The following is a 24,834-nucleotide window of genomic DNA, read 5'->3' as shown; positions in this document are numbered from 1 at the left end:
TTACCTAATTTACGAAAAATATTATTCTTGCTGCTGACCAATAGTTTGCGTAAACCTGCCATAAATCTGGTCTTTTGACAGGGATACGTAAGCAGGCCTGGATACAATTCCATTTGACTTCTCTTGCGTAATGGTGGCATACAGATCTTCTTCAACAGGTTCAGTCAAGCGAAATTCCAGTAGGTATTCTTCATCTATGTTGTCTGTAATGACCGCTTCCCCGATCCACTCATTTTTTTCACGATGGTGAACAGGAACTAGGTCTGCCTTTTTTAGTAAGTGGAAATTATGGGGTATATAGGTTTTGGCGTTGAAATTTTGCATTGGATTTTTTGTAGTTAATGTCTTGATTTTTATCCGTATCAGATGTTAAAGGGTGCATTTGAAAGTGTATGCTGGGCAAGTAGGTCGAGTTTTTCCTCGTACCAATTTAGTGCCTTATCGAAATGAGCACGCCGGGTAATTCTTGCAAGTGGTATTTCTATATTATTCGGTGAAGCCGGATTTAGGCCCATGATACTAAAGAATTCTGCTCTAGGCCAGTGATGCCCATCTCGCACGGAACTGATTAGTATATCGAAGTGGCTTCCATTGGTGTCGTATACGTTCTTAAAATCCCAGATCAGGCCTGGGGTATCGGTTGCTGAGTTTATAATGATTTTGATAGCCTGCCCAAGCTTGTTTGTCCCTTTTAGGATAGCTTTGTAGTCGGGTACTTTTGCAGGTGGTATCGGTACAGCAGGTACTGTTGAAAGTACATCAACAAAGCCTTTGCTCAGCAGATAATTGGTTAGTCTAAATATAGTTTCAGTTTTTCCGACGCTTTGTGCACCTCCAAATAATAATGAGTTCATGTTTTATGTTTGGTTATTACCGAAAATAGTAAGTTTTGGGAAAATAATGGGTATATATTGTAATTGATAGCTTAATTTTATTGCTTAGAGCCCAGTTATGAAAATACAAATTAACATCTCAGTCAGAAATCCCCAATGGTATTGGAAAGAAGATGATTATCAGAAAACGTGGATATCAATCAATGGCGATAAAGAAGCTAAATATTTGCCCTCGGTCACCTTTGGTTTTGATGCTGATATTAAAGAATACCGAAAGCCTGAACTTAATCAGCACACCTTCAAGTTTACTAACGCAGAACTTATGGATGCTGAAAATCCTATTACCCAGGAGGTAACTTTGGATGATTTGGATGTTACTGAATTTATTGATGCCGAAGGATCAAGTTATGTGATTGTTTCAAAATCGATATTGCATCATGTAATGGCTGCACAAAATAAAGGTCGCGGTAAATTCTATTGGTATTATTATATCAATGAAGATGCTGAATATGTCCGGTTTAAAACCAATATCTGGTTATCCAAAGATCATTTTGAAACACTTGTAGCACATGTTCCCAATCTTGAATTTGGGTGAGAATTACCGGCTTTCTTTAGGTTTAAGGTGCTCTTGTAATAATATTTTTTCGGTAACATTTTTTAACTGAGTGTCTAGTATCAGCCCAGCATAAATTTCGACATCAGCTTTGAGGTCATCTGTATGTATATTAAAACGGGGATCCGGCTCCCTGGTTTCGTACACATAGATTTCGCTCATGGTATCTAAAAGCAAAAACAGCCTGTTACAATTCTCCCAGGTTGCGAAGTGGTTGTCATTAAGTAAATGGGCAGCCAGATGCCTGTTGAAATTGGAATGGGAGTCTCCGCTTTGGGTTGGCTTAAACAGATGGTCATTTAAGATTTTGTCGCATCCCTTATTATATACATTGTGAAAAAGTACATTACTAGGGCATGGTTGCCGAATGTGGGATCTTTTAAAGAATTTACGGTGTTCATCAAACTCTGGTTTATTGCCTGTGCCGTTATATCCTGTCCATCGCAGCAAAACTCCTTCAATTACCGGAGCTAAGGTTAAATAGGCACTGATATAATTTTGCCTATAAAAACAGATTAGGGCAGCATCAATGATCTGAACAAATGGTTTAAATGGCGTTAGTGTTTCGAATCTGCCTTTTTTTTGTCTTGCCCTGAAGCCCGGGTGCATAGATTGTTTACTTAAGTATTCCAGGGTGTTTGTTTCGGATTGCGGCAGATTTTCTGCTAGATCACTTATATATTCAAAGTCTGCCATGGTTGCCAGGCTATGCAGCAACAGTGCATAGTCTGCTAACTTTTCATTAAGTGTTAAGATTTGCCGGATTTCCTGATTTGAGGTTGCAGAAACATTTTTCTTTAGGATATCTTGATCACGCTGTTTTTCTGCGTCAGCCAAATATAGGGCGTATGCTTTAGCGCTAATTGCAAACCACCGTTCGCTTTTGATTTCAAGCTCATTTTTGGCTTGTTCTACAGGAATCCCATCTTTTAGTTTTTCAATTAGTAATTGGGCAATTTCGAAGGTTGTTGGCATTTTGGGCGGTGATGTGTTTATTATATTTACTTACGCTATTGGTTTTTCTATTAAACGGATCATGCCTAAGATCAATAACGCATGAAATAGCCGCTGTGCGGTATGTGTATTGATCAGGTTTGGTGCAATCATACCATGCGATATCCTGTTCCGCAGGTTCCAGCCTCTGGGATCGGTGAAAAGGATTTTGAGATAATGGATTGTACTTTCACCAAAAACCTGCAGGATTATTGGGTCATCGAGTAATTGGTGGAAGGTTTTTAATTGGTATGCTTTATTTTTATCTACTAATATATTTCCGCCATTTATCTCCAGGAGGTTACGGATCGCTTCTTCGAACTGTGGGATGATCAGGTGTGCAAAAATCTGGTAATCCTTTTGAAAAAATGCTTCTATGCCACGTGAAATGATGTCGAACCGTTCTGGTTCTAAGATGCAAGATTTCTTCAGAAATGCCATCGTGTTCTCTGGGCTTAGATAGCCTTTGTCCGTCGCCAGGGTAAATAATAGATGGGTTAACAGGCTTTGCATGTAAAGTTGACGCCCGGAATGTTGTGCCAAATGGCCTTCAAAATCCGTTTTAATGGGCCCAATCTGCGCAACAGGCCTTCCTTTTTCGTCGACCAATGTGTTTGTGATCAGGTATGGGATCGGGTGCTTTATAGCGGTATCGTTTAACTCCTTTTTAGTGATTTCCAATTGGGGTATCAACATTTCGACAATTAAGGGAAAAACTGTTTCGGGGTCACCCACCATAATCTTCTCTAAATGTTCTTTAAGTTCGGTGGTATCAATGGTATGTTCCGAAATGACGGATTTCATTTCCTCATTGGATTTTTTTCCCAGTTCGCGGAGCTGGATCAATACTTTGGCCGCTTCGGTGTGCAGTTGGTACTTCCGGTATATGTGCAATAATTCGTCTAATTGTCCGGCTGCCTGCATGGATATTTCTGTCGCTGCTTTTTTCTGATAAGCATGACCTAATTCAAGAATTACTCTTTTTACCTCATCAGGTTTCTCTTTTTTCTGATAATACTGTGCGAGTCTGTTAGCTGATGAAGCACTTGCCCAGGGATCGACATTTTTAAGATATTCAAGACGGGATTCAAGGGTATTTATAACCTGTAACTCTTCTTTTTGATCAAGCCAGTTCTTTTTTCCGTTCAGCAGTAAGTCGAAGGTAAAACCCCATTTATTTTTTTCTTCTGTGATTGGGATAGGTTGTTCGAGGGCAAAAATCTGAGTTTTGATCCTTTGAATTAGCGGGTTGCTATTATAGCTGGAGGCAACCTCAAGGGCTTTTGCTAATTTTTTTACAGCGTATTTTTCGATGGTATATAGTTTTTCTTCAACTGTTTCAATTAATGCGGTAGAGTACTTTTGGGCTGTTAGATAGCTGACTTTTGTACCTGTGATTGTTTGGGTAAATTCATATAGCAATCCTGAAAACCTGGTACAAAGCACGGGATGGGCGAGGATATCTGCTTGTTTTTGCCAGAATTCGAGAACTGTAGTTGTTATCAATCCCGGATTCGGGTATGGCTCATAACCGGTATCTGTCTGAATATATCTCGAAGGTTGGTAGTGACCACCCCAAGTCGAAGGTTGGCTACTGTAATTGTCTAAAAACTGAAATGCCAGCATATCAGCATATAACTTAGGTTCAGTTTCTAAGTTTATGGTTTTGAGCTGCTCCTGTAGTTTGCGTGCGACATCTATTTCGTTTATCGCCTGAAGAGGACGTTGTTCGAAAGCGCTAAATAAGTCCATCGTTTGCTGTGTTAAAAAGATATGTCTAAAGATGAGACTTAATTACGATAAAGGCAATAATTATGATTACTGTTGACAGCATGTTGTTTTATGGGCTAGGACCTGGAATTAAGATCTAGGAAATAGAATAAAAAGAACCAGTTTCCCAGTTTTATTTAGGTATAATCGAAACAGTATTTAACTAGCCCGCCTTAATAATTGTTGATTGAATTTCAGCTCTTTAAAAACTGACATTGGCCTAGCTGAAACTACAGATTATTTGAAAAACTGGAACAGACTTAACATTTTGCCAAGTGATACAGACGGTAAAATGTTTAAGAACAAGGGGCATTCGAAGCTCGAAATAGAAAATGGGATTATTTGAATAAAAAGGATAAATGTCATGAGAATTAATTAGTTATCGATTATTAGCTGCTTTTAGGCTATTCCATTGAGATAGGCCTTATTTTTGCGCGGCCTTAAATGAGTATTAAGTGCCCTGTAAGTCTTTGGAGATAGCTCCTTAGGGAAATTTCAGCAGCTTTAAATTTCCGTTGGTTAGGTACTCGTAGATGAAAGTTGCCGTTTCGGTACTGATGATTTTATCCAGAGCCAGGTCAATCAGTTTACCTTTAAGTAATTGTGACCAGTTTTTTTTTGATAAGGTATGTTGTAATTCTTTTAGTTCTCCGATTTCATCAAAGATGATTTCTTGCCCAAGGCCAATCCTATTCAAATGTTCAATAACACTATTTAGTTTTTTATCAAGATCGGCGCCGGATTTCCTATTTTTGGTTTGTTTGGCCTTTCTTTCTATGTAACTGGCTCCTTTAATTGATATTTTAACTAAGCTGGATTCCCCGTACTGGTTTTCAATGGCCACGTATCCCCGGCGGGATAAGTCTTCTGCAATTTCTCTGGGTTCTCCTGACCGATATGCTATGTTATTAAACTTCAGGATTAGCAGAATGGAATAAAAGCCGCCGCTAAATAAAGTATGCAGTTTTGACAACACAAAGTCATTCTTTTCCAATACGCTTTCAATTTTGGGACGGTTGTCTTTATCGATGAGGGTATCAATTACCTGAAGATATCCGATTAACTCTTTAAGGCTGTGATGAAATTTTCCCAATCGCTGTATCTCTTTACGGATCTTAGGTTCCTTATCAAATTCATAGAAAGCATAATCAAAGTCATATTCATGGGTATAATGTGTACTTAATAAATCGAGGATGTCTACTGTATTGGGGCAGATGTGGTTTCCGATATGGTCCTGAGCGGCCAAAATTAATTCGTCAGTTTGTTTTTTAAAATCTTCAGCGGCTAAATCTTCCTCATCCTTCAATTGCATCGCGGAATGGGCAATTTTAGCAAGTGTTTCAAAGAAATCAGAATGAGAAATGTTGTGGAGAATGTAGTTCATGTTTCAAAACTAAAAATAAGCATGACATAAAATAACAAATCATGATAAGTGATACCAATTTATTTCTGAACATTGTTATCTGATAACCCAGAACAGATTAGCTAGATAGAATCTAAATACAATCTATTCGTCTTTTGTAAATATCCAATTTTGCCATTATTGTTTTTAAACCAAGAAATCTAGCCATAATTGGCCTGTGGTGATCGAAGATGGTGATATCATCATTGACCTTTCTAGCTTTAATTATTGTTGTTTTAAGAAAGTCCAATGTATCAGGTTTGTAATTAAATCTTTTTAAATTTTCCAATGCTTGCAGCCATGTCCTTCCTGAGTACATATAGTTAAAGCATGAGGTAATTTGCTAAGTTCAAGATCCACCTCAGAAGTCTTTATATAAATAACAATCAACATCCCTGTCAAATGGCAGAATAACGTCATCATACCAGTCTTCGAAACCTTCTTCCAAGTTTAAAATCTGTATATTCTTCATGGTTTGATTAATAAATTATTCAGCATAAATACTAGTTGAAGATTATTTCCTTAGGATTAAGTAATGTAATGTAATCCGAATGTTAAAAAAAATCGCAATATTTGCCACTTTATTAAAACCAAACAGTTGCAAACTCAGGAAGTTTATTTAGGGCAAGATGGAATCTACACAAACTCTGTGGGTGTTAAGCAATTGCTTGATTTTTATGAAGACTGTAAAAAGTTTACGGACTGTGTAATCCATATCAAACTGGACAACCTGTTGTGGCTGGACGGAAACCTGTGCGCGTTATTGGGTGCACTGATATTTCGTCTGACACAGGACAACAACCTAAAGTTTGGTATAGATGCCGCCGAGGTCACCAAGAAGTGCTCAGTTTTGTTCCATAATGATTTCCTTAAAATTGAGCAGAACGTAAACCTTTACAAAGAAAGCTCAAGCATTCCTTTCAAAGGCTTTTATCCAAAGCAAAAAGATGAGTTTACCGATTATCTGGACAATGAATTGTTATCGCACAAGGCAATGCCCAAGTTTAGTACTGAAATCAAAGAAAAACTGATAGACGATCTTATAGAAATCTATGGTAATATCGACAAACATGCCGAGACTGAATTTCCCTTTTTTGTCTGTGGCCAGCATTTTCCCAAGCAAGAAATAATCAGGTTTACGATCTGTGATCTGGGCGTAGGTTTTTACAAAAAAATTAAGCATATAAAGCCGGACATTATTGCCAATAGTGGTGACGCTATACTTTGGGCGATTGATGGCAATAGTACCAAACCTGATGCCCCGGGAGGTAAAGGACTGAAAAACCTACACGAATATCTTTCAGAAAATAAGGGTGGAATCCAGATTTTCAGTGGTGATGCAAATTGGTGCAGTAAAGAAATGGCCCAAAACATTGCTATGAAACCCCAAGGCATTAGCCAGTTAAAAAAAATGTTCACTGGGTCTTCAATTAGTTTGGAATTCAACAAAAAAGTATTACTTTCATAAAAAATAATAAAAAGGAAAATTTTATTACCTTTGCACTCCGTAACGATTGGCACAATTTTAGTAATATAAATTGCAAATAAATCACTCCAAAATGAAAATTAGCGTACATGAAATCTTAAAAAGTCAAAATGCATCTTTGCATGATGATGGATTAGCGCTGTATCAGGAAGTCAAAAAGAATATCTCAAAACAAATAGAAGATGAAATCACAATTGACTTCTCTGAAATCAAAAGGTGTTCAACATTATTCCTTAATGCTTCTTTCGGAAAACTTCTTGCAGAGTTTGGAGAGGATAGTGTCAAGAAATTTATACACCCGGACAGTTATGCACAGATCCTTAATTTTATGGATAAGTATAATGACATGTGGGATAATTTCAGGAACAAATCTAACTACCAGGCTTACAGAGAAGAGGCTTACGCCTAAAATCAAAGCAAATGGATATTTTCTACCTTCAGCACAATCCTGTTCCAAAAGAGAAGGCCCTTTATGTTTTTGATAGTAATGTATGGTTACCGTTACTTGGACTGGATTCCGAAGAAATAAGCGACCGTTACAGCGAATTTTTCAGTAAGGTAATGAAAAATCCCGGCTGCAGCATATTGTTATGCCCTATTCAGCTAAGCGAAATACTCAACAGGCTCTTAAGGTACCATGCAAAGATCGCGTACGATAGAAAATATTCCAATGTAAAGGGTCAGAGACCTAATGCCAATGAATTTTACAAAGGAGAATATAGGTCCAGTGAGGACTTCAAAAAAAAGTATGCAACGATTCTGGATGATATTGATCAATACTCTGAAGGCTTAAAGTTTTGTGATATACAAACAAATGATTTTGCTACATTGACTACTTTCAAGGGCAGTGCGCTTGACTTCAATGATAACTACCTCTATCTCTTAGCGAAAGAATACGATGCTACCATTATTACACATGATGGGGATTTCCATGATCTGGACATTAGAGTGGGTACTTATAATAAAAAACTGTATCAAGCCTACAAAGATTCAGTAAAGCCAATAGCCGCTTCTAAATAACAAGTATAAAAGCAGCTGGTAATTAAGGTAATCCCTTATTATATTTGGTGCGTATGATACTCTATTTCAGTGCAAACTGACCACCTGATTTTAATAATAACGCGTTTTTTATATGCTTGTTCGGAAATTCAAAAAACACAGTGGTGAGTTTTTGGCATCAAATCAAAATGACTAAAACAAAAAAATACTAATTCACAACCCATTACACTCCAAGGTTCGACACCCTTTCGTTCCTATAATATTTATAAACGTAATTTGATTCATCCAACCTATCAGAATACCCTTAAAACAACTTGGTTTATCTAAAATCTGAGTTTGTGATTCAAAAGAAAAGTCTAACAACAAAAATAATTTACATAAACATACTGATTACCTTGACAATATGGTTAAAAATCATTAACTTTGATTGCATAAAGCATATATGCTTTATGCATAGTTAATTATAAAATAATTTATAGTATTGACAACTGCCCCAAAATTTGGATTTGTCATTTTTTTCATATAACTTAGCTTTAATAAAGCATATATGCTTTATTAATAATGTATAATGGCACGCCCCCATCCTGTCCGCGTCAAGATTTTAGAAATAATGAGCTGGTTTGAATCGCTATCAATCCGATCTTTCACCTATACACGATTACATGAATTAATCGAAGGACAAAAAGAACATTGGGGAATTCCATATTTTAGAAGCAGCGACTATGTTATCGATTTTTTAGTTAAAGAAAAACACCTAAAAAAGACTGTTTTCAATGGAAACAAGTCTGAACTCGAAATTTACAGTTTAAACGATCTTGATTTTTTCAGTGTAGTCTCGGGTATAAAATCGGGTTCATATTATACATGTCATAGTGCATTGTTCCTAAACGGCTTAACATTACAAATTCCTAAAGTTTACTATCTAAATGCCGAACATCAGTCTGTCAGTAGAATATCAGATACAGGACCACTAACCCAAGAAGCTATAAACAATGCATTTTCAAAACCGCAAAGACTTAGCAACAACATATATGAATGGAATGATCGCAAGGTGGTGCTTTTAAATGGTAAAAACACAAAAAAATTAGGCGTTGTAGAAAAGAACAGTACAAATCAGGCATTTGCATTCACAGACCTAGAAAAGACTTTGATCGACTGTGCTGTAAGACCGGTCTACAGTGGTGGGGTATCTGAGGTTTTGAATGCTTTTGAAGCAGCAAAAGACCAGTTGGATGTTGAAAAACTTGTACACTATCTAGGGATACTTAACTATAAATATCCTTATCGTCAAGCTATAGGGTTCTATTTGGAAAGAGCGGGTTATGAAGACAAGCAATTGCGTTTCTTTGATAGCAAAAGCGATCTGGATTTCTATTTAACCTACGAGATCAAAAACAAGGAATATTCACACCGATGGGCCATCTACTACCCTAAAGGCTTTTAGCTAAATCCCTTGCGAGTTTGATGACGTGCCCAAAATAAAAGTCAAAATCCTGAACATTTTCTTTCTGACTTATTGTATTAAGAACCGATGGCCAGCTCTGCCTATGTAATTCATATTGCTCAGGCAATTCAGTCAGATAATCCATTGGCACTTTTTTGGCATCAAAAATGGCCACACACATCTTTCGATTCTCGCCACTGTTCAAATCAAAGGTAAAATTGGTGGTAAGGTTATGGATATCATAAAAATCCCGTGCCCTGGATTTATTGCTCATAGACCCTATGATTTCCTTATACTTTGGATTTTGCTGACATAATGCCCTTAACTTTTCAAGTGCGATCATCTCAGGGGAATAAATATGAATGATTGTACCTGTTAGATCTTTCGCCCGTTTCTTCTGTATGTATTCGTATTTACTGATATCTACCGGAAATGTTTTTGTACTTTTTGCATCTATTGGAATAGCATAATTGCGCAGGTTAGCCATATTATCTTTATATTTTTCGAAACTTTCCTGCTCAATTACTTTAAATTCCAAGCGATAGCCGCCCCAAAAATCCTTCACAACATCACTGATAATTTCTGGCTTATCATAAAATCTAACATCGAAGACCTGCAAGCCTTCTTGATTAAATCCTTGATTTAAAATACCCTCAGCCTGATTTCGGATCATTTGTTTTTCATCCTCACTAAAATCTTTTTCCATCGAGAAATCGATATCCAGGCTACCCCTATTAGAAAGGTCATAACCAATATCAAGCGCGTTTCCTCCCTTAAGTACCAGTATCCCCATGAACAGATCGTCCGCCATTAACGAGGTAATCGTAAGCCTTTTAATTGTCTCAATAATATCCATCAAAATTCTATATTTAGATGGGTGCTAAAGTACACAGTATTCCTCATCTATTACAATCCATTTTCAGCTTGGTTAAACTAAAAGTATAACTTCTAAAACTACTAGCGCTGGCAACGTGCCTTAAAACTATATCTCCCACTGGTGGTTACTTTCAATCCAGTGAAGATTTCAATAAAGCTCTTAGCAGCTTTATTCCCCCATAACCCTCAATAAAAACACCTCACATTGAAGCATAATTTCCATATTAGAAAAACAAAAAACGATACCGTGTTTAATCTCTTCAAGAAAAAAAACAGCAACATTCAACAGGAATGGCAAACAAAAGGCGCCGAATATGCCAGCGCCGTAAACGAAATGATCCGCTTCGCAGATGAACACGGTTGGGACAAATGGAAAGGTAGAGATCCGAGTGGCTAGTCTGCTAAGAACATTACTAGTACTATCATTATTTGACTATTTTTTTGCGCTTGCTGCAGAATCAATTAGGGATCTATTTTATTCAGAACTGATAAGTATTTATGAGCATAGCATAATTTTAGCTGTAATTTTCCTGGTTTAGTTGATTTAATATAAATTACTGATTATCAATCATCTGAAATGAATAATTCGTTTCTCATAAAAAGGATTGAAACTGCAAAAGCATGGTATTGCTGGTTGAAGAATTTTTTCTATCTGCCATCAACCGGTTCCAGGTCTTCGGTAAAGAATGGAGACAAGTATTCAAAAAGCACTATAACCCCTTTATCTTCAGACCAGTCAGGGACTACCCTGATCCGATTCAGCCTCCAGGATACACTGGATATTATATTTCATATCTTCACTGGCCCAGTTCCAGTCATTTTCAAGGATCACCTCAATCAGTAATTCCTCTGCACCATAGCCATAAAGGGGTCTTCTTTCCAGATCATTCACATAAAACATCATTATACCGTCACCATCATCAGTGTAGAAGATAAAACGATCCGTGATCAATGATCTATGGAAGATTTCACCATATTCGTTTTCGATTGTCTGATCTAAAGTAGCCATATTTTTTTTTGCCGGACAAAGACAGGGTCTAGGGAAAATGTACAAGGAACCGTGGAATAAATAGCGTAGCGTTTATGCCGCGAAAGTCCTTTTACAGGTTAACGGCCCGGTATGTTTGCAGCAAAAAAATAGGGCTACCAGCAACCGAAAAATCCGGCCCGAAATCAGAACAGATATCTGGTCAACGGATATTTCCATCTATATCTATGAGGAGAAAACCAGATAATATTTTTTTTTTGCGTATAATTGTTTTATAGGGGGTGAGAGCCCTATATCCGGCGAAAGCCAGAGCACGTTAATTTAGATTGGGGTAATCTTTAATTTGATTATCCCTTTTTTAATAGACTTAATGTCCGAAGTTCCCCGGGCGGTAATGAATAAATTTCCTGTCAGGGACAGGCGCGGCATCCTTTTGGAACAAAAGATACAGCAGATGGCCCGGCCCGCTGGGGACAGCCAGCAACAACTTCCCCCCTTTTAATACCATCCAAACAAAACCACATTTCACTGACACAAACAAACAAACAAACAAACAAACAAACAAACAAACAAACAAACCATCGCAGCACTGCAGGCACAGATTAAAGCTGCATGATTCCACCATTCGGCACTTAAACCGTTACCCCAGAGAATTTCCCTCAGGGCTTTTCTTCCTGTCATAACCATCTTCTTCCTGATACACTTTACTTAAAATTCCTGCCGCCATGGAAAGCATTCTTTGATACCTCTTCCCTGACCTGCGCCCTTTTGTTCCGGGCCGGATAAGGAGCGGATTTCTCATCCCCCCTGGCCAAGGTCAGCACCGGAAGATCATCCATTTCCCTTTGAACGAGTTTGCCCAGCATTTTGGTAAAATCAAAACACCTGCTGACAATTACATGAACGACCTGCCCTTCCCGCTGCAGGCGGCCTTCTACCATCAGGAGCCTGGCATGCAGGATCTCTTTCCGGTAGGTTTCAAAAAGCTTTTCAAAAACCACCAGATTAGAAAACCCTGTTTCATCCTCGATGGTAATAAAACAGACGCCACCCGCCGTTCCCGGACGTTGCCTGACCAATACCAGGCCTGCTACTTTAACCAGTTGCCCATCTGTTGCATCGTTGTTGATCGCATGGCACGAACGGATATTCAGCATATCCAGCTGGGCACGCACAAAACTCACCGGATGGGCCTTAAGGGATAAACCAACAGTAGCATAATCCTGGACCACATGTTCACCCTTGCTCATTAACGGCAGCGAAACCTGCGTTTCCAGCACACTTTCCGAGGCCTGCCCCCTGAAAAGCTCTACAGGCATGTCCTGCAAAGCAGATACCTCCCAAAGCGCCTTGCGCCTGTCCATTCCCATGGAACGGAAAGCATCCGCATCTGCCAGCTTTTCCAAAGCGTCCAGCGATACACCCGCATCACGCAGGGCAGTGATGGTTTTATAACCATCTCCCCTCCCTTTTACCAGGATATCCATTTCATCCTCCCGGATCCCTTTAATCTCCCGGAACCCCAGGCGCAGCGCAAAATACTTTCCCGGTTTTTCCTCCAGCCTATTGTCCCATAAAGAAGAGTTCACATCTACTTCCTGCACCTCAACCCCATGCTTCTGCGCATCAATTACAATCTGTGCAGGCTGATAGAACCCCATCGGCATGCTGTTCAAAAGCGCTGCCGCAAAAACATCGGGATAATAATGTTTCAGCCAGCAGGATACATATACCAGCAGGGCGAAACTTGCTGCATGGCTTTCCGGGAAGCCATAACTTCCGAATCCCTCGAGCTGTCTGAAGATCCGTTGGGCAAATTCCAGACTATAACCTTTTGCAAGCATCCCGTCAATGAGTTTCTTTTCATACTGGTTTACCAGCCCCTTAAATTTAAAAGTGGCCATACTCCTACGCAGGCCATCGGCCTCGGCAGGAGTAAAACCTGCTGCAACAATCGCAATTTTCATGGCCTGCTCCTGGAACAGCGGAACGCCCAGGGTCCGCCCAAGGATTTCTTCCAGTTCTTTAGAGGGATATACTACCGGCTCCTCTCCATTTCTTCTCCGCAGGTAGGGATGCACCATATCTCCCTGGATCGGTCCGGGACGGACAATGGCCACCTCGATCACCAGATCATAGAACTCCCTTGGCTTTAGCCTTGGGAGCATGGACATCTGCGCCCGGCTTTCAATCTGGAAAACACCCAGCGTATCCGCCAGGCAGATCATGTCATAAACACCGGGATCATCCTGGGGGATATTGGCGAGCGTGAACTGTTTGCCATAATGATCCCTGCAAAGGTCAAAACATTTGCGGATACAGGTCAGCATGCCCAGTGCCAGTACATCCACCTTTAAAAAACCCAGCGCATCGATGTCGTCCTTGTTCCATTCGATATTGGTACGGTCTTCCATACGCGCGTTGAGGATCGGGCAGAGATCGGTGAGTTTGCCCTGGGTCACCACAAATCCCCCTGTATGCTGGCCGAGCTGGCGTGGAAAGCCCATCATCTGCCTGGTCAGCTCCAATGTTTTTTTCAGGTGCGGGTCATCGGGGTTTAAACCCTGTTCGGTTACCAGATTACCCTCAAACCATTCATCTGTGAATTCCCAGATCGAGCTGGAAAGGCGGTTTATCGTATCCACCGATAATCCCATAGCCTTGCCCACATCCCTGATCGCCCCCTTCTGGTGCTGCTGGGTGACCGTGGCTACAATGGCTGCCCGGTCACGGCCATACTTGTTATAGACATACTGGATGATCTCCTCACGCCTTTCATGCTCAAAATCCACATCGATATCCGGCGGCTCATTCCTGGCAGGAGAAATAAAGCGCTCAAAGAGCACATCGAATTTCATCGGATTCACCGAAGTGATGCCTAAGACAAAGCAGATCGCAGAATTGGCTGCAGATCCGCGCCCCTGGCAAAGGATCCCCCGCGAGCTGGCCTCGCGGACGATATCCTCCACAAAAAGAAAATAATTCGCGTAATCCATCTGCCTGACAAAAGCCATCTCATGGTGGATCATATTCACCACCTTTTCAGGAACCACCTCGCCATAAAATGCATGTGCACCTTTCCAGGTCAGGTATTCAAGTTCCTCCAGTGGCGAACGGCCACTTTGATTGATCTCCTCCGGATATACATACTTAAGTTCATCCAGAGAAAATGTGCAGGCTTCTGATATTTCCATGGTATTGCGGATCGCCTCGGGGTATTTACGGAACAGGCGATGCATTTCTCCGACCGGCTTTAAATAACGTTCCGCATTCTGGTGCAAACGGAACCCTGCTTCCTGGATGGTACATTTTTCCCGCACACAGGTTAAAATATCCTGTAATTCCCTGCGTGCCGGCTCATGGTAATGCACATCGCCCGTTGCCACCACAGGGATGTTATACCGGTCAGAAAGCTGGCGGATACGGAAGATCAGTTTATCATCATTGCCCAGGTAACTGCGCGTGGCAGAAAGATAAAGCTGTCCCGGTAAAGCTTCTTTATATTCACCGATCTGTTTTACTAAGGAATCCTCAAAATTAAAGTGGCGGTTCAGCACTCCCGGCATGACCACAATGAAGCGCATGCCTCTGGCATGTTCATAAACATCAGCTTTATGCAGGTGGCATTTCCCTTTTTCCGCACGGAGATTGCCCCTGGTCAGCAGCGCCGATAAGCGTCCATAAGCTTCACGGTCAGTTGGGTAAGCGAGCAGGCCCGGCCCGTCCAATAGGTCTAACCTACAGGCAGGGATGATCTGAATATCTTTTTCCCTGGCCGCAGCATGCGCCCGTACGATTCCCGCCAGGGTATTGCGGTCAGTGATGGCCATTTTTTTATAGCCATAGGCCGCCGCCTGATCAATGAGCTCCTGAGGGTGGGAAGCTCCCCTCAAAAAGCTGAAATTCGAAGTCACCTGTAATTCAGTATATTCCATTTCCTTTAAGCAAAAAATCCGTGAATAAACCATTTGTATTTCTGACCGCTGTCATAATGACCCGATCGGAATAGCCAGTACCTTCTGCCCTGCCCGTCTTCTACCCGGTAATAGTCGCGGTGATCGCCCTTATCCATCCACCATTCCCTTTCGATCCGTTCCGGCCCGTCGGCCTTTACCACTTCGTGTTTAGCGCCTTTGTATATAAAAAACTTTGGCGGGTGATCGGGGATCAGCGCCATCACTTCTATCGCTTCAGGCCTGGAAAGCAGTTCAGTCGGCCGCGGATTGTCCAGGCGCCATTCCGTATCAGGTTTTTCAGTCGCAGTGGTACAATTTTTTACCGAACGTTCCGGCCAGTAACGCGTTGCCGGAACATAACGGTGGATTACCCCTGTCCCTACTTTGCCTGCCACCCGGTCAAGCAACCGGATCACACTCTGATCGTTCAGGCCCGGCCTCGCTGTCCATAATGCTTCCTGCCCCGGGGCCACTTCATCCACTTTGGCTGCATCCAGTACAAACAGCTCGATGCCCAGTGCCGGACGGATCTGATCGATCTTTAACTGGAAGAGCTTGAACAGGTGGCCAACGCTATGCGTTGCCGCATTTGTACCGATACTGACCTGAACAACCTTGCCATCAATCCGGTAACAGCTCAGTACCGCACTGCGCAATCCCTTTCCTTCACCTTGAAGATGCTGACAAAGGTTTTCCAGCAGTTTAGTGATCGCGGTTTCAATGCCGTTTCTTGTTTTGATCGGCTCCAGGCAGGGCAAACGCTGCTGAAAAGGTTCCGGAACCTGTAAGGGTCTCAGTATTTCGTCCGCACTGCCAAGTGCCTGGGCAAGCCGCGTTAAAAAGTCCTCACCAAAACGCCGGCGCAAGACCGAGCGGGGCATACCGATAAAACTTTTGATCCGGTAAAAGCCAAGCTTGCGCAATCTGTTTAGCGTAATTTCATCAAGGCGCAAGGCTTCCGGAGGTAAAGGCAGCAATGAAGCTGCATGATCGCCCGGCGGAATAAGGGGTGTTACGGTTCCAAATCGTGCAATCGCCCATGCAGCACCGGGCGTGTCGGCCATAGCAAGCCTGACGGTGTATCCTTTTGTCTTTAGCCTTGAAACAATCTCTTTCAGGTATTCCCTTTCCCCTCCCCAAAGGTGGGTGCAGCCACTGATGTCCATAAACAGCCCATCTGTTGAAAAATCATCCACCATCACAATTGGGGAATAACGGATGCACCATTCCCCGATGGCTTTCAGGAGAGAAGCTGCCCTGCCTGTTTTATCATCGATCACCTCCAGCCCCGGACAGATCGCTTTGGCATCCGCGGCTTTCATGCCAACATCTATTCCCTGCGAGTGAGCAAGAAGACTGACCGCAGTGATCATGTTGCGTCCATGATCGGGTGCGGCAAAAACAAAAGGCACATCCTTCAGTTCAGGCCGGCGGATCAGCTGCCAGTCAGCCAGCAGGTGGCGGAACCATATCGAAACATAACGCTTTTGCACCATAACACCTATCCAATCTGTCTTTGTATTGGTTCAGACCATAATGTATTGTTTTCTCCAGGAGTAGGCTCTCTGAAGGCATCACCTGCCCATTCCATCACCCAGCTGCCCGGTTTACCGCTTCTTACTTTCAGCAGCTCCACCTGCCAGCGTGGAAAACCAAGCCCCGGCATTCCCGGCTCGGTAACACTTGGTAAGGGAGAAATTTTCCACCTGGCAGTGGCTACGGTACTTGCAGTCTTACGCTCATCTTTACGCAGGATTAATCCGGTAACACCGCTTTTTTCCACTGCGAGCTGTAACCTGCGGGATTCAATGAGGCTCAGTTCAGTAAGTTCAGCAACGGCTACCGCCAGTCCTTTGCATTTCAATGATTCTTCCATAATCCACAGAACATCCTTTTCGGTCTGCACATCCATAAAAATAATGCGTTCGGGATCGGCATTGAAAAGGCGCAGGGAAAGCGGAAAGAGTTTCCTTGATCTACTGATCCAGACACAGGCTGCGCCGTCCTTCATCAGGATAGCGAGCAGACCGCCGATAAAACCATCTGTAGCAGCAGCATCTTCAGGAGCGATGGTAATAAATTCATGGATTGCTTTTTTGGGAAAAACGCCATTGGGAAATGCAGTTTCTATTGCACCAAGGCCAATAGCATCAGCTTTTCCCGCAACCTGCGGCTTAAAGCCCTGCCACAGCAGGATATCCTGCTGCAATTTATCGATCAGTTCCCTGTTTGCTTTCATTTGGCCTCCCTTATTTTATGCCTCTCGATGAGCATCTTAAAATGATACAACAAAACTAATACTAAAAATGTTAGCAATTATTAAAATGTGGAAAACATTTATTTTTATGCGATGGGGAGAATAAGGGAAAAATGAAATAATTCCACAAAAAAATCTCCTTAATGCATTAATATTGCAAAATCACCGCTATATATCTGGATTATTTTTTATCAAAAACAATTCACAAAAACGTCAATTTTTACTAATATTTTTAGTTCATTATCTAAAACTGTAACTTTGTGGCATGAACCTTTTTGGAGAAACAGCATTATTTGACGGAGGCATAAAGAGGCATACAGATTTCAATATGCCCGATACAAAACTGCGGCTGTGGCAGCATTTTTTTAACAAAAAAGAGTCGGACAATTATTATAAAATCCTTTTAGCTGGAACACCCTGGCAGCAGCGCATGCGAAAAATGTATGATAAGATGGTGCTTGACCCCAGGCTGACGGCCTATTATGGTGGCGTAAACGGTTATGAATGGACACCCATACTCCAGGAAATCAAACAAGCAATAGAAAATACCTGCGGCATCAGTTTTGACCGCGTGCTGTTGAACCTGTACCGGGACGGAAAGGATTCCGTCGCCTGGCACAGCGATACGCTTCCTGCTGACGGCAAGCACCATCACATTGCATCAGTAACTTTTGGTGATACCAGGATTTTTAAGGTACGCCACAAAATCAGAAAAGATATTGCAGGGCTGGATATACCATTGACGCACGGAAGTTTTCTGCTCATGGATGAGAACATGCAGGACCATTACGAGCACCATGTGCCCAAGACTACTCGAAATGTCGGCCCAAGGATCAACCTCACTTTCCGTATTTCCGAACCGGGTAAACCAATTTATCTGAATAGTTAAAGGCTTATTGTTATTTACCCCCCAATAATCAAAGGTCAGTTCCTCTGACCAACAACGGACATATCAAGAGCTTGCTGGTCGGGATATATCCTTGGGCCTAGTTTCCCTGTTGAAAAGGTATCCTTAGAAATGGGACATGCTTCCACTAACTTTGATGGGAACTGTATAAAGGAAATTACAGTCAGGCGCTCATCCCCCCGCTTCCATCCACGAATCCCAGTCAGATCATCTCTAAGATTAGAGGCATACGTAGTTTGTAATTGTGGATCTGTCTCCATCTGGTCCATTGCAACTGTTCTCGCCAGTTGTCCGGCTTCTTTGCAACAGCAATAAATATAGACCAGTCACATCTTCAATCTACCGATTATCTCAGCCGGTGTGCCCGCAGGACGCAAGGCTTTCCGGCCCTCCGGTGGACGGCCGCGCCCCCAATTTCATTTATCCTAAAAATATCTGCTTTCTTAATAGCAGCTTCCAAGTCTCAGACCCTGACAGGCCTCCCTACAAAATCTATTACAACAACCATAATTGAAATACGGGAACAATTACTGGATATACCTGGCTGCTATCCAGGGGAATTAAAAATGAACAGTCAAAGCAAACAAGCTTTTTTTAGAAAAAGCAAATCTGGATGGTTACGATGTCAGCAAATTGAAATGGGTTAAGCAGAACAGAGACTAAATCAGCATCGATTTCTCCTTATCGTTTTTGCATATCGAAAAATAAAACTTAAAGAAAAATAACAAATACCCTAAATAACGATGTTTCCATTATAGAATATAAAATGTATCCGAGGTTGAGGGCTCAGGTATATTTTCCTCTTTGATCAGTTGCTTTAGATTAATCTCAATCGTGTTACAGATTGTCGTCATAGCTGTGTCTGTAGGCAGATTGCTGAAAGGATTTTCCATATGACTGGCTGTTTTTTCCAGAAGGAAAAAAGCAGCGGATATGACAAGCAAGAGCGGGATTTCAAAATAGCTTTCAATATCTCTCAAAGATATCGATAAGGTAATCAAGAAAAGATATATGGTCAGGTGTAGAAAATACCTGTAAGTTACCGGAAACACTGTGGTTTTTATACGCTCTGCCATTCCCATCGCATTGGAAAAATTAACAAGGGTATTATTGATCTGCACATGGGCGAATAGACTGAGCCGCTCTTGCTCCCTTAGGCTTGCAATATGCAGGGTATTGAGCTGAAGAATGGCCAGATGCCTGTTCTGGTGAGCACTTATCTCTTTTATTTCGCCATCAGTAAGATATTCCTGTAAATTTTCCGCGCCGTCCTGCCCCCTTAAAGACCGGCTGAGGCTATAACACCATGCAATGTGCCTGAAAGTGATTTTTTTGATATCATCAGTCAAACCTGCAGGCAGAAAAGACTGAAGCTGTAACACAAAAGTCCTGCTTTCATTTACTATGCTGCCCCATATCTTTCTAGCCTCCCACCAACGGTCGTAGGATTGATTTAGTTTAAAAGAGAGTATAACAGAAATTGCGGTCCCCAGGAAAGCAGGTATGCCCAGCGGCATCTCAGGAATGAAATTTTTGAATACTGAAGTACAGTAATAAACCACCAGACCAATCGCTAAAACATATAAAAGTTCTTTACGGACTTTCTTGAAAATATAACTAAATGGGATTTTCTTTTTTAATAACATAAAATAAAAATTAAATCAAAAATACATAGGCTAAACAGAAACTTATCTATATCAGGTCAAAAAAAACAGCGGCAAAATAAAACAAAATCATCACATTTAATGCTCAATTGACCTGATCCATTCTTTCCCACCACATTTCGGGCAATGCGAAAACCTCCTATCTGAAGTCATATACCTTGTATTACCGCAGTGAGTACAAGTAAAATGCCTTTCTACTGAAACTTCATTTCCAGCATGCGCTATGTGATCTTCAGCTAAATGTTCCTGAGAATTATTCCTAATCCGGGAACCGTTTCCGATTTTGGAAAGCACCATACCAACAGCAGCCCCGAAGCTTCAAAAAAAGCATTCTTTACCTGGCCCAAATGCTCAACATCCTTACTTCGCAAAAGCCTGTAAAGATCTTCATGGCTGAGATTATTTTTATTGAGTGACACATTAACAATCATCCCATCCTTAACCAGGCAATCAGGCCTCCCCTCCATAAATGCCTCAAGTTTCTTGTTGCGATTGATAATCCATTCGGCAGCGCTCTGTAGCATAGCTACCGTGGTGATCACGACCATCCCATGCACAATCGGGACATCCTTCCCCATCATCGGATCGCCAACCGCTGAACCGAAACAGATAATAATAGCAAGTTCCAGTGTGCTGAGCTGCCCCATGCTCCTTTTACCCAGCAATCTGAGCAAAATGATTGTATAGGCATACATCACCGCCGTCCGGAAAACAATCTCCAATAAAAAGCCATAAGGAAGATCACCAAAAAAAATCCTGTGAAAATCAAAAGTTTTGAATGCATCCATGGATAAATAATAAAAAGGCCGGAATCATTCCGGCATTTCTCAGAACATATGTGAAATTCAAAAGGTTTTAAAGCGAGATTCAAATTTTGGTTGTTTCCCTCCGATATCGGATTTCACCGCTTCAACGGGATAATATCCAGCAGTACCCCGATATCAGGGCTAAGCTAAAAACGTGTTATCAAAAAAATATACCGTTAATGGGATAAAACTTTAGCGACCGAAAAGTGTTAGAAAAGGGAAGTTAAATACATCAGATATGACAGCAGATGAAAAACAACTGGCGATCAAATTATTGAAACAGGGGCTGGAAACTATACAGGACCGCGCCTATACCGAAATCGCGGAAATTCCGACCGAAGATCAGGATGATTTTCAGGTCAAGTACAGTTTTGTGCATGGAGGTATTGAAGGTATTTTTACTGTTATCGGAAAAGCTGCGCATGCTGAGCAGGAAGACACGGAAATCAGCTTTACCCTGTTGAGCGAATTTGCAGAGGATTCCCAGTACGATGGATCAGTTGCGGCCAGAGAGCAGATTGACAAAGATCTGGTCAGCGCCGAAGGCTACCTGAACACACACATCAACCAGGGATAACATACCGGTTATGGACAAACCCAGCTATCTCCACTTTGACCATTCGAAATATGCCTGGAAGCGGATATTGATTACCGGAAAAATCCTGTAGCTTACCGGGTGGGCAAAGGCGAGCAGGGTGTTCTGATCTGTGAGCCATACAAAAGTGAGATTGGCCAGTACTGGCGTTTTAAAACACCGGAAGTCGCCGGACAGAGCAGTGACAAAATCTACGCAATGTTTATCTCCTATCTGAACGAAGGAGATTTTGTGGGCGCAGATATGGCCAGAAAATACCTGCAGATGGGCTTTACCAGGTCCAGGCGTTATGCCAATTATAAAGGAGGCAAAAAACATGATCCTGATCAGGGTTATCGCCAGTTGGAACGCGGAACGGGTGAAGCGCAAAAAGCACTTTCGGCTTCCATATTTTATAATAAATGGAAACTTGCCGAAGCCAATGAAAAGTATGCTATCTTGAAAAAGCAGTGGAAAAATGAAAGGGGTTAAAAAGCAGCACCTCCCGGAAAAAGCCTGCATAGTATGTGGGCGCAGCTTTAGCTGGCGAAAAAAATGGGAAAAGGTATGGGAGAAAGTCAAATACTGCTCAGGGAAATGCAGAAGAAATAAGGAGAACCCGCTGGTCTCATAAATATTTATCTTTTTATTAATCCTAGGTTAAGACAGGGGCTTAAAGGGAAAATAGCGGCAGTGCGCCCAGGGACCATCAAGGTAATGCCAGAGATCAAGGCCATGTACAGTTATTTGAAAAGGCGCAAAGCCTGTTTGCAGTATGTTCAACAGTGCCCGGGCCTCTTCCGGTTTTACCTTGTTCTGGATGGTGATGTGCGGCCGGATGACCTGCTGATCCTGAGCGCTCAATTCCGAAAGAAACTGCTGCTGTAAATAACTGTGAAGTTTTGACAGTTCATTGCAGTCAATAAAATAAGCTACCCCACGGCCGATATTCTTTATAGAGTTTACCGATGAAAGAAAGATCTGCTGATCTAAGCCTGCCAGAATCTTTTGGGTCTGCTCAGTATCCGGCAACTTGTGGAACAGCGTGAGATGGGCACGGAGCAAATTCCGTTCTTCAGGAAAATAGCGGAACCTCATTTCATCAAAAAATGCCTGGCTTTTCTCATCCAGGCCGGCAGTGAGGATACAGGTTGGCCCCAGCATACCCATAAGCTTATACAATTTCCTCAAAGGCCAGCCCCTTAAGGAACCATTTTGAACCATAGGTAAATTTCATTCCCTGCTCGCCGGATTGATCAGTGAATTTACGGATAAAACCATAGGCAATCTGCCGGCCATGCCCGACGGACAGCTTCGCCAACCTGGCATATTCCGATAGGTTCAGACCAGACTTTTTGATCAAGTACGGTATCACATTGTCTTTCCAAATGGCTTCAAATACCCCGCCATCAAATTTTTTACTTTCCGCCGCACTGAACTTGGGCCTATCTGTATCACTGAACATGGTTTATACTATTTATTAGGGTTAACTTTACTCACGATCAGTCATTGATTCAGGAATGCGATGCGGATGCCTCAGTTCGATGGCCTCGCAAAGCATATCAAGCACTTCCCCGCCGATGTTGCCCGGATTTTGGCAGAGGTGCAAAAAGCCCTGACTGTCCGGAGACAGGGACGCTACAGGTTTGCCGTCCTGGAGAACGCCATATCGGCAGCTGGGTTGCCGATAGTGCGGATATATAACAACCTCAAAGGAGTGCACGACCCCATCACCAAGGGCTATTTTGTAAGTTTCCATATATCTGTTATTGATTGCCTTGTTTTTGCTGCCTGTGGTGCCGGTCCATAAATCCACCCAGTTCCTGCAGGATTTCCGGCCCGGTATCAGCACCCGAAAGCTGTACCCATTTTCCATCCTGTTTTTGTGCCCTGCAGACTGTTCCTCCATTGGGCATAAAGTCAAAAATATCTTCGGAGGCATATTCTACAATAGTATAGGTGATTTCCGCCCCTTTTTTATCTTTGAAGGTATAAGCAAGTTCTTCCATTTCTATCCAACAATTATAGAATTAATTGGTTTTGATTTATCTTCTACACTTGAAAATACAGACTTTATTACATCAAAAAAATCTAATTCACCCCAACAATCACGAAATAGGCATTATCGGCTTTTTTGACCATAAGGTCCAGATGCTCCCCGAAATCCACGAGGTTCAATACTTCATCTTTGAGGAAAGTTGAGAATACCTCCAGGTCCGTCTCCGGTGATATCACCACTTCAAGCGTTTCCGTACTTTTCCACCCGGTGGAAATAATTTCCGGATAAGCACCTTTTAACAGCGAAGGAAAGCCTTTGCGCGAAAAAGCTTCCGATAGCAGGCTTGCAATATCCGAAAGATGCGGTGTTAGCTCCTCATCCAGCGTATTCCACTGCATCACGCGTTCTTCGTCTCTCCACATGCTGCCAATATACCTGCCATCCAGCGTCACCGTATAGCAATCGCCGCCGCTTTCTACCACAGCAGCTTTCAGGCCTCCATCCGTTTGGATATCAAAAACATATCTTTCCATATCAATACCTATTTTCTTTGGCTGTAAAGGGCTCACCTGTTTCTTTTTGCTGGAAAGCAGATAGGCTGCCGTGACTGAAAAGCTAAGGATGCCCCCCATCAATAATCCTCTCCGATATTTAACCGCCCATTTGCCAAGTTTTAAAAGGCAGTGACTTATTTCTTTGGTTTCCATAACTAAGAGAACATCAGATTAAGGGTATAAGTTTTAAAATCAGCGTCAGCGTGCAGCACAACATTAATCCAAACAAGAACGGGCAAAGCTATAGCATCGACAGGAATGAAACAGCGTTAATCTCCCAATCATCTTGTTACTCCTTAAAAACACAATAAGGCTGACACCACTGAAATTTACGGTCCACAATGATCAGACAACAGAAAAATCATTTTGCAAATGGCACACAGCCTTTGAACCCTAATGAGCAAATACCTTGATATCAAAGATGAAAATGAAAATGAGGTTTTATATAAATGTCCTATGGCAAAGCGGATCATTCGGCCTCCCCCTCCTTTAGTTACACAAACTAACCTTATACCCTGTAATTCCGGGAGATAGAAGTTTTAAGTAATGTCAACTAATCAGATTGCTATATACTGATTAATCCGCAACAGGGATAGCAGCGGATGCCTGCCCTGCACATAAGGCCTGCAGGCGTATGAGCGGATAGCCCGGCAGTTGCCCAAACAATAAAAAAATTAAATATATATGGCATAACCAGAAAACATATACAGTTG

Annotated in this window: 28 protein-coding genes; 10 read left to right on the top strand and 18 right to left on the bottom strand. The window is 41.9% G+C overall.

What is annotated here, in order from left to right; genetic code table 11:
• Nucleotides 1–21 precede the first annotated feature (21 nt).
• Nucleotides 22–324: a hypothetical protein gene (locus tag ACN9MR_RS07845; protein WP_426329056.1), complete on the bottom strand. Its 303-nt coding sequence runs from the start codon at nucleotides 322–324 to the stop codon at nucleotides 22–24.
• Between the two features lie 38 nt (nucleotides 325–362).
• Entirely contained in the window at nucleotides 363–854 is a 492-nt protein-coding gene (locus tag ACN9MR_RS07840; RefSeq protein WP_426329055.1) for a hypothetical protein, read from the bottom strand.
• A 97-nt stretch (nucleotides 855–951) separates the two neighbouring features.
• Between ACN9MR_RS07840 and ACN9MR_RS07835 the strand changes: the two genes are divergently transcribed.
• Nucleotides 952–1,428, top strand: a complete 477-nt coding sequence (locus ACN9MR_RS07835) for a hypothetical protein (RefSeq protein WP_426329054.1) — start codon at nucleotides 952–954, stop codon at nucleotides 1,426–1,428.
• A gap of 3 nt (nucleotides 1,429–1,431) precedes the next feature.
• Here ACN9MR_RS07835 and ACN9MR_RS07830 read toward each other — a convergent pair whose 3' ends face one another.
• From ACN9MR_RS07830 to ACN9MR_RS07820, 3 genes are all read right to left on the bottom strand, one after another.
• Nucleotides 1,432–2,421, bottom strand: a complete 990-nt coding sequence (locus ACN9MR_RS07830; protein ID WP_426329053.1) for a hypothetical protein — start codon at nucleotides 2,419–2,421, stop codon at nucleotides 1,432–1,434.
• Nucleotides 2,422–2,451: 30 nt separating this feature from the next.
• Complete coding sequence (locus ACN9MR_RS07825) at nucleotides 2,452–4,191, bottom strand: DUF4209 domain-containing protein (RefSeq protein WP_426329052.1); 1,740 nt, start codon at nucleotides 4,189–4,191, stop codon at nucleotides 2,452–2,454.
• Nucleotides 4,192–4,693: 502 nt separating this feature from the next.
• Nucleotides 4,694–5,593 carry a hypothetical protein gene (locus ACN9MR_RS07820; RefSeq protein ID WP_426329051.1) on the bottom strand — a complete coding sequence of 300 codons (900 nt, stop codon included), beginning with the start codon at nucleotides 5,591–5,593 and terminating at the stop codon, nucleotides 4,694–4,696.
• 616 nt (nucleotides 5,594–6,209) lie between these two features.
• On the opposite strand from ACN9MR_RS07820, the gene ACN9MR_RS07815 reads away from it, so the two are divergent.
• From ACN9MR_RS07815 to ACN9MR_RS07800, 4 genes are all read left to right on the top strand, one after another.
• Nucleotides 6,210–7,079 (top strand): hypothetical protein, encoded by an 870-nt coding sequence (locus ACN9MR_RS07815; protein WP_426329050.1) that lies wholly within the window; start codon nucleotides 6,210–6,212, stop codon nucleotides 7,077–7,079.
• Nucleotides 7,080–7,170: 91 nt separating this feature from the next.
• Nucleotides 7,171–7,506, top strand: coding sequence for an STAS-like domain-containing protein (locus ACN9MR_RS07810; RefSeq protein ID WP_426329049.1), 336 nt, complete (start codon nucleotides 7,171–7,173; stop codon nucleotides 7,504–7,506).
• Nucleotides 7,507–7,517: 11 nt separating this feature from the next.
• Nucleotides 7,518–8,117: a PIN domain-containing protein gene (locus ACN9MR_RS07805; protein ID WP_426329048.1), complete on the top strand. Its 600-nt coding sequence runs from the start codon at nucleotides 7,518–7,520 to the stop codon at nucleotides 8,115–8,117.
• A gap of 547 nt (nucleotides 8,118–8,664) precedes the next feature.
• The gene (locus tag ACN9MR_RS07800; RefSeq protein WP_426329046.1) at nucleotides 8,665–9,540 is read left to right on the top strand and encodes a type IV toxin-antitoxin system AbiEi family antitoxin domain-containing protein; all 876 of its coding nucleotides are present in this window, start codon (nucleotides 8,665–8,667) and stop codon (nucleotides 9,538–9,540) included.
• On the opposite strand, the gene ACN9MR_RS07795 is transcribed toward ACN9MR_RS07800, so the two are convergent.
• Complete coding sequence (locus ACN9MR_RS07795) at nucleotides 9,527–10,396, bottom strand: nucleotidyl transferase AbiEii/AbiGii toxin family protein (RefSeq protein WP_426329045.1); 870 nt, start codon at nucleotides 10,394–10,396, stop codon at nucleotides 9,527–9,529. The two genes, ACN9MR_RS07800 and ACN9MR_RS07795, sit on opposite strands and share 14 nt — an antisense overlap.
• A 225-nt stretch (nucleotides 10,397–10,621) precedes the next feature.
• On the opposite strand from ACN9MR_RS07795, the gene ACN9MR_RS07790 reads away from it, so the two are divergent.
• Nucleotides 10,622–10,813, top strand: a complete 192-nt coding sequence (locus ACN9MR_RS07790) for a hypothetical protein (RefSeq protein ID WP_426329043.1) — start codon at nucleotides 10,622–10,624, stop codon at nucleotides 10,811–10,813.
• A gap of 339 nt (nucleotides 10,814–11,152) precedes the next feature.
• Here the strand turns inward: ACN9MR_RS07790 and ACN9MR_RS07785 are convergent, their stop codons facing one another.
• From ACN9MR_RS07785 to ACN9MR_RS07770, 4 genes are all read right to left on the bottom strand, one after another.
• A complete protein-coding gene (locus tag ACN9MR_RS07785; RefSeq protein ID WP_426329042.1) occupies nucleotides 11,153–11,425 on the bottom strand; it encodes a hypothetical protein in 273 nt (90 codons plus the stop codon).
• Between the two features lie 683 nt (nucleotides 11,426–12,108).
• A complete protein-coding gene (locus ACN9MR_RS07780) occupies nucleotides 12,109–15,339 on the bottom strand; it encodes an error-prone DNA polymerase (protein WP_426329041.1) in 3,231 nt (1,076 codons plus the stop codon).
• A gap of 5 nt (nucleotides 15,340–15,344) precedes the next feature.
• On the bottom strand, nucleotides 15,345–16,856 hold the full coding sequence (locus ACN9MR_RS07775) for a Y-family DNA polymerase (RefSeq protein ID WP_426329040.1): 1,512 nt from the start codon (nucleotides 16,854–16,856) through the stop codon (nucleotides 15,345–15,347).
• A gap of 5 nt (nucleotides 16,857–16,861) precedes the next feature.
• Nucleotides 16,862–17,599, bottom strand: a complete 738-nt coding sequence (locus ACN9MR_RS07770; protein WP_426329039.1) for an ImuA family protein — start codon at nucleotides 17,597–17,599, stop codon at nucleotides 16,862–16,864.
• A gap of 283 nt (nucleotides 17,600–17,882) precedes the next feature.
• Between ACN9MR_RS07770 and ACN9MR_RS07765 the strand changes: the two genes are divergently transcribed.
• Nucleotides 17,883–18,506 (top strand): alpha-ketoglutarate-dependent dioxygenase AlkB family protein, encoded by a 624-nt coding sequence (locus ACN9MR_RS07765; protein ID WP_426329038.1) that lies wholly within the window; start codon nucleotides 17,883–17,885, stop codon nucleotides 18,504–18,506.
• A 770-nt stretch (nucleotides 18,507–19,276) separates the two neighbouring features.
• Here ACN9MR_RS07765 and ACN9MR_RS07760 read toward each other — a convergent pair.
• The 3 genes from ACN9MR_RS07760 to ACN9MR_RS07750 all read right to left on the bottom strand — a co-directional run bounded on the left by ACN9MR_RS07760 (nucleotide 19,277) and on the right by ACN9MR_RS07750 (nucleotide 20,976).
• On the bottom strand, nucleotides 19,277–20,170 hold the full coding sequence (locus tag ACN9MR_RS07760; protein ID WP_426329037.1) for a bestrophin family protein: 894 nt from the start codon (nucleotides 20,168–20,170) through the stop codon (nucleotides 19,277–19,279).
• Between the two features lie 96 nt (nucleotides 20,171–20,266).
• Nucleotides 20,267–20,485 carry a zinc ribbon-containing protein gene (locus tag ACN9MR_RS07755; RefSeq protein WP_426329036.1) on the bottom strand — a complete coding sequence of 73 codons (219 nt, stop codon included), beginning with the start codon at nucleotides 20,483–20,485 and terminating at the stop codon, nucleotides 20,267–20,269.
• On the bottom strand, nucleotides 20,425–20,976 hold the full coding sequence (locus tag ACN9MR_RS07750) for a DUF421 domain-containing protein (RefSeq protein ID WP_426329035.1): 552 nt from the start codon (nucleotides 20,974–20,976) through the stop codon (nucleotides 20,425–20,427). The genes ACN9MR_RS07755 and ACN9MR_RS07750 overlap by 61 nt, the downstream gene beginning before the upstream one ends.
• Nucleotides 20,977–21,232: 256 nt before the next feature.
• Between ACN9MR_RS07750 and ACN9MR_RS07745 the strand changes: the two genes are divergently transcribed.
• The 3 genes from ACN9MR_RS07745 (at nucleotide 21,233) to ACN9MR_RS07735 (ending at nucleotide 22,202) form a co-directional block, all read left to right on the top strand.
• Nucleotides 21,233–21,571: a hypothetical protein gene (locus ACN9MR_RS07745; protein ID WP_426329034.1), complete on the top strand. Its 339-nt coding sequence runs from the start codon at nucleotides 21,233–21,235 to the stop codon at nucleotides 21,569–21,571.
• Nucleotides 21,572–21,670: 99 nt separating this feature from the next.
• A complete protein-coding gene (locus ACN9MR_RS07740) occupies nucleotides 21,671–22,060 on the top strand; it encodes a DUF4385 domain-containing protein (RefSeq protein ID WP_426329033.1) in 390 nt (129 codons plus the stop codon).
• Nucleotides 22,047–22,202: a DUF2256 domain-containing protein gene (locus ACN9MR_RS07735; RefSeq protein ID WP_426329032.1), complete on the top strand. Its 156-nt coding sequence runs from the start codon at nucleotides 22,047–22,049 to the stop codon at nucleotides 22,200–22,202. The genes ACN9MR_RS07740 and ACN9MR_RS07735 overlap by 14 nt, the downstream gene beginning before the upstream one ends.
• Before the next feature lie 26 nt (nucleotides 22,203–22,228).
• Here the strand turns inward: ACN9MR_RS07735 and ACN9MR_RS07730 are convergent, their stop codons facing one another.
• From ACN9MR_RS07730 to ACN9MR_RS07710, 5 genes are all read right to left on the bottom strand, one after another.
• Nucleotides 22,229–22,738, bottom strand: coding sequence for a 2'-5' RNA ligase family protein (locus ACN9MR_RS07730; protein WP_426329031.1), 510 nt, complete (start codon nucleotides 22,736–22,738; stop codon nucleotides 22,229–22,231).
• 4 nt (nucleotides 22,739–22,742) lie between these two features.
• Nucleotides 22,743–23,033, bottom strand: coding sequence for a hypothetical protein (locus tag ACN9MR_RS07725; protein WP_426329030.1), 291 nt, complete (start codon nucleotides 23,031–23,033; stop codon nucleotides 22,743–22,745).
• Between the two features lie 27 nt (nucleotides 23,034–23,060).
• On the bottom strand, nucleotides 23,061–23,327 hold the full coding sequence (locus ACN9MR_RS07720; RefSeq protein WP_426329029.1) for a hypothetical protein: 267 nt from the start codon (nucleotides 23,325–23,327) through the stop codon (nucleotides 23,061–23,063).
• 7 nt (nucleotides 23,328–23,334) lie between these two features.
• Complete coding sequence (locus ACN9MR_RS07715; protein ID WP_426329028.1) at nucleotides 23,335–23,577, bottom strand: hypothetical protein; 243 nt, start codon at nucleotides 23,575–23,577, stop codon at nucleotides 23,335–23,337.
• Between the two features lie 82 nt (nucleotides 23,578–23,659).
• Nucleotides 23,660–24,274: a hypothetical protein gene (locus ACN9MR_RS07710; protein ID WP_426329027.1), complete on the bottom strand. Its 615-nt coding sequence runs from the start codon at nucleotides 24,272–24,274 to the stop codon at nucleotides 23,660–23,662.
• Nucleotides 24,275–24,834 lie beyond the last annotated feature (560 nt).

Source organism: Pedobacter sp. R-06, assembly GCF_049913135.1.
Classification (GTDB): Bacteria; Bacteroidota; Bacteroidia; order Sphingobacteriales; family Sphingobacteriaceae; genus Pedobacter.
This window is presented reverse-complemented; position numbering and strand designations above follow the sequence as displayed.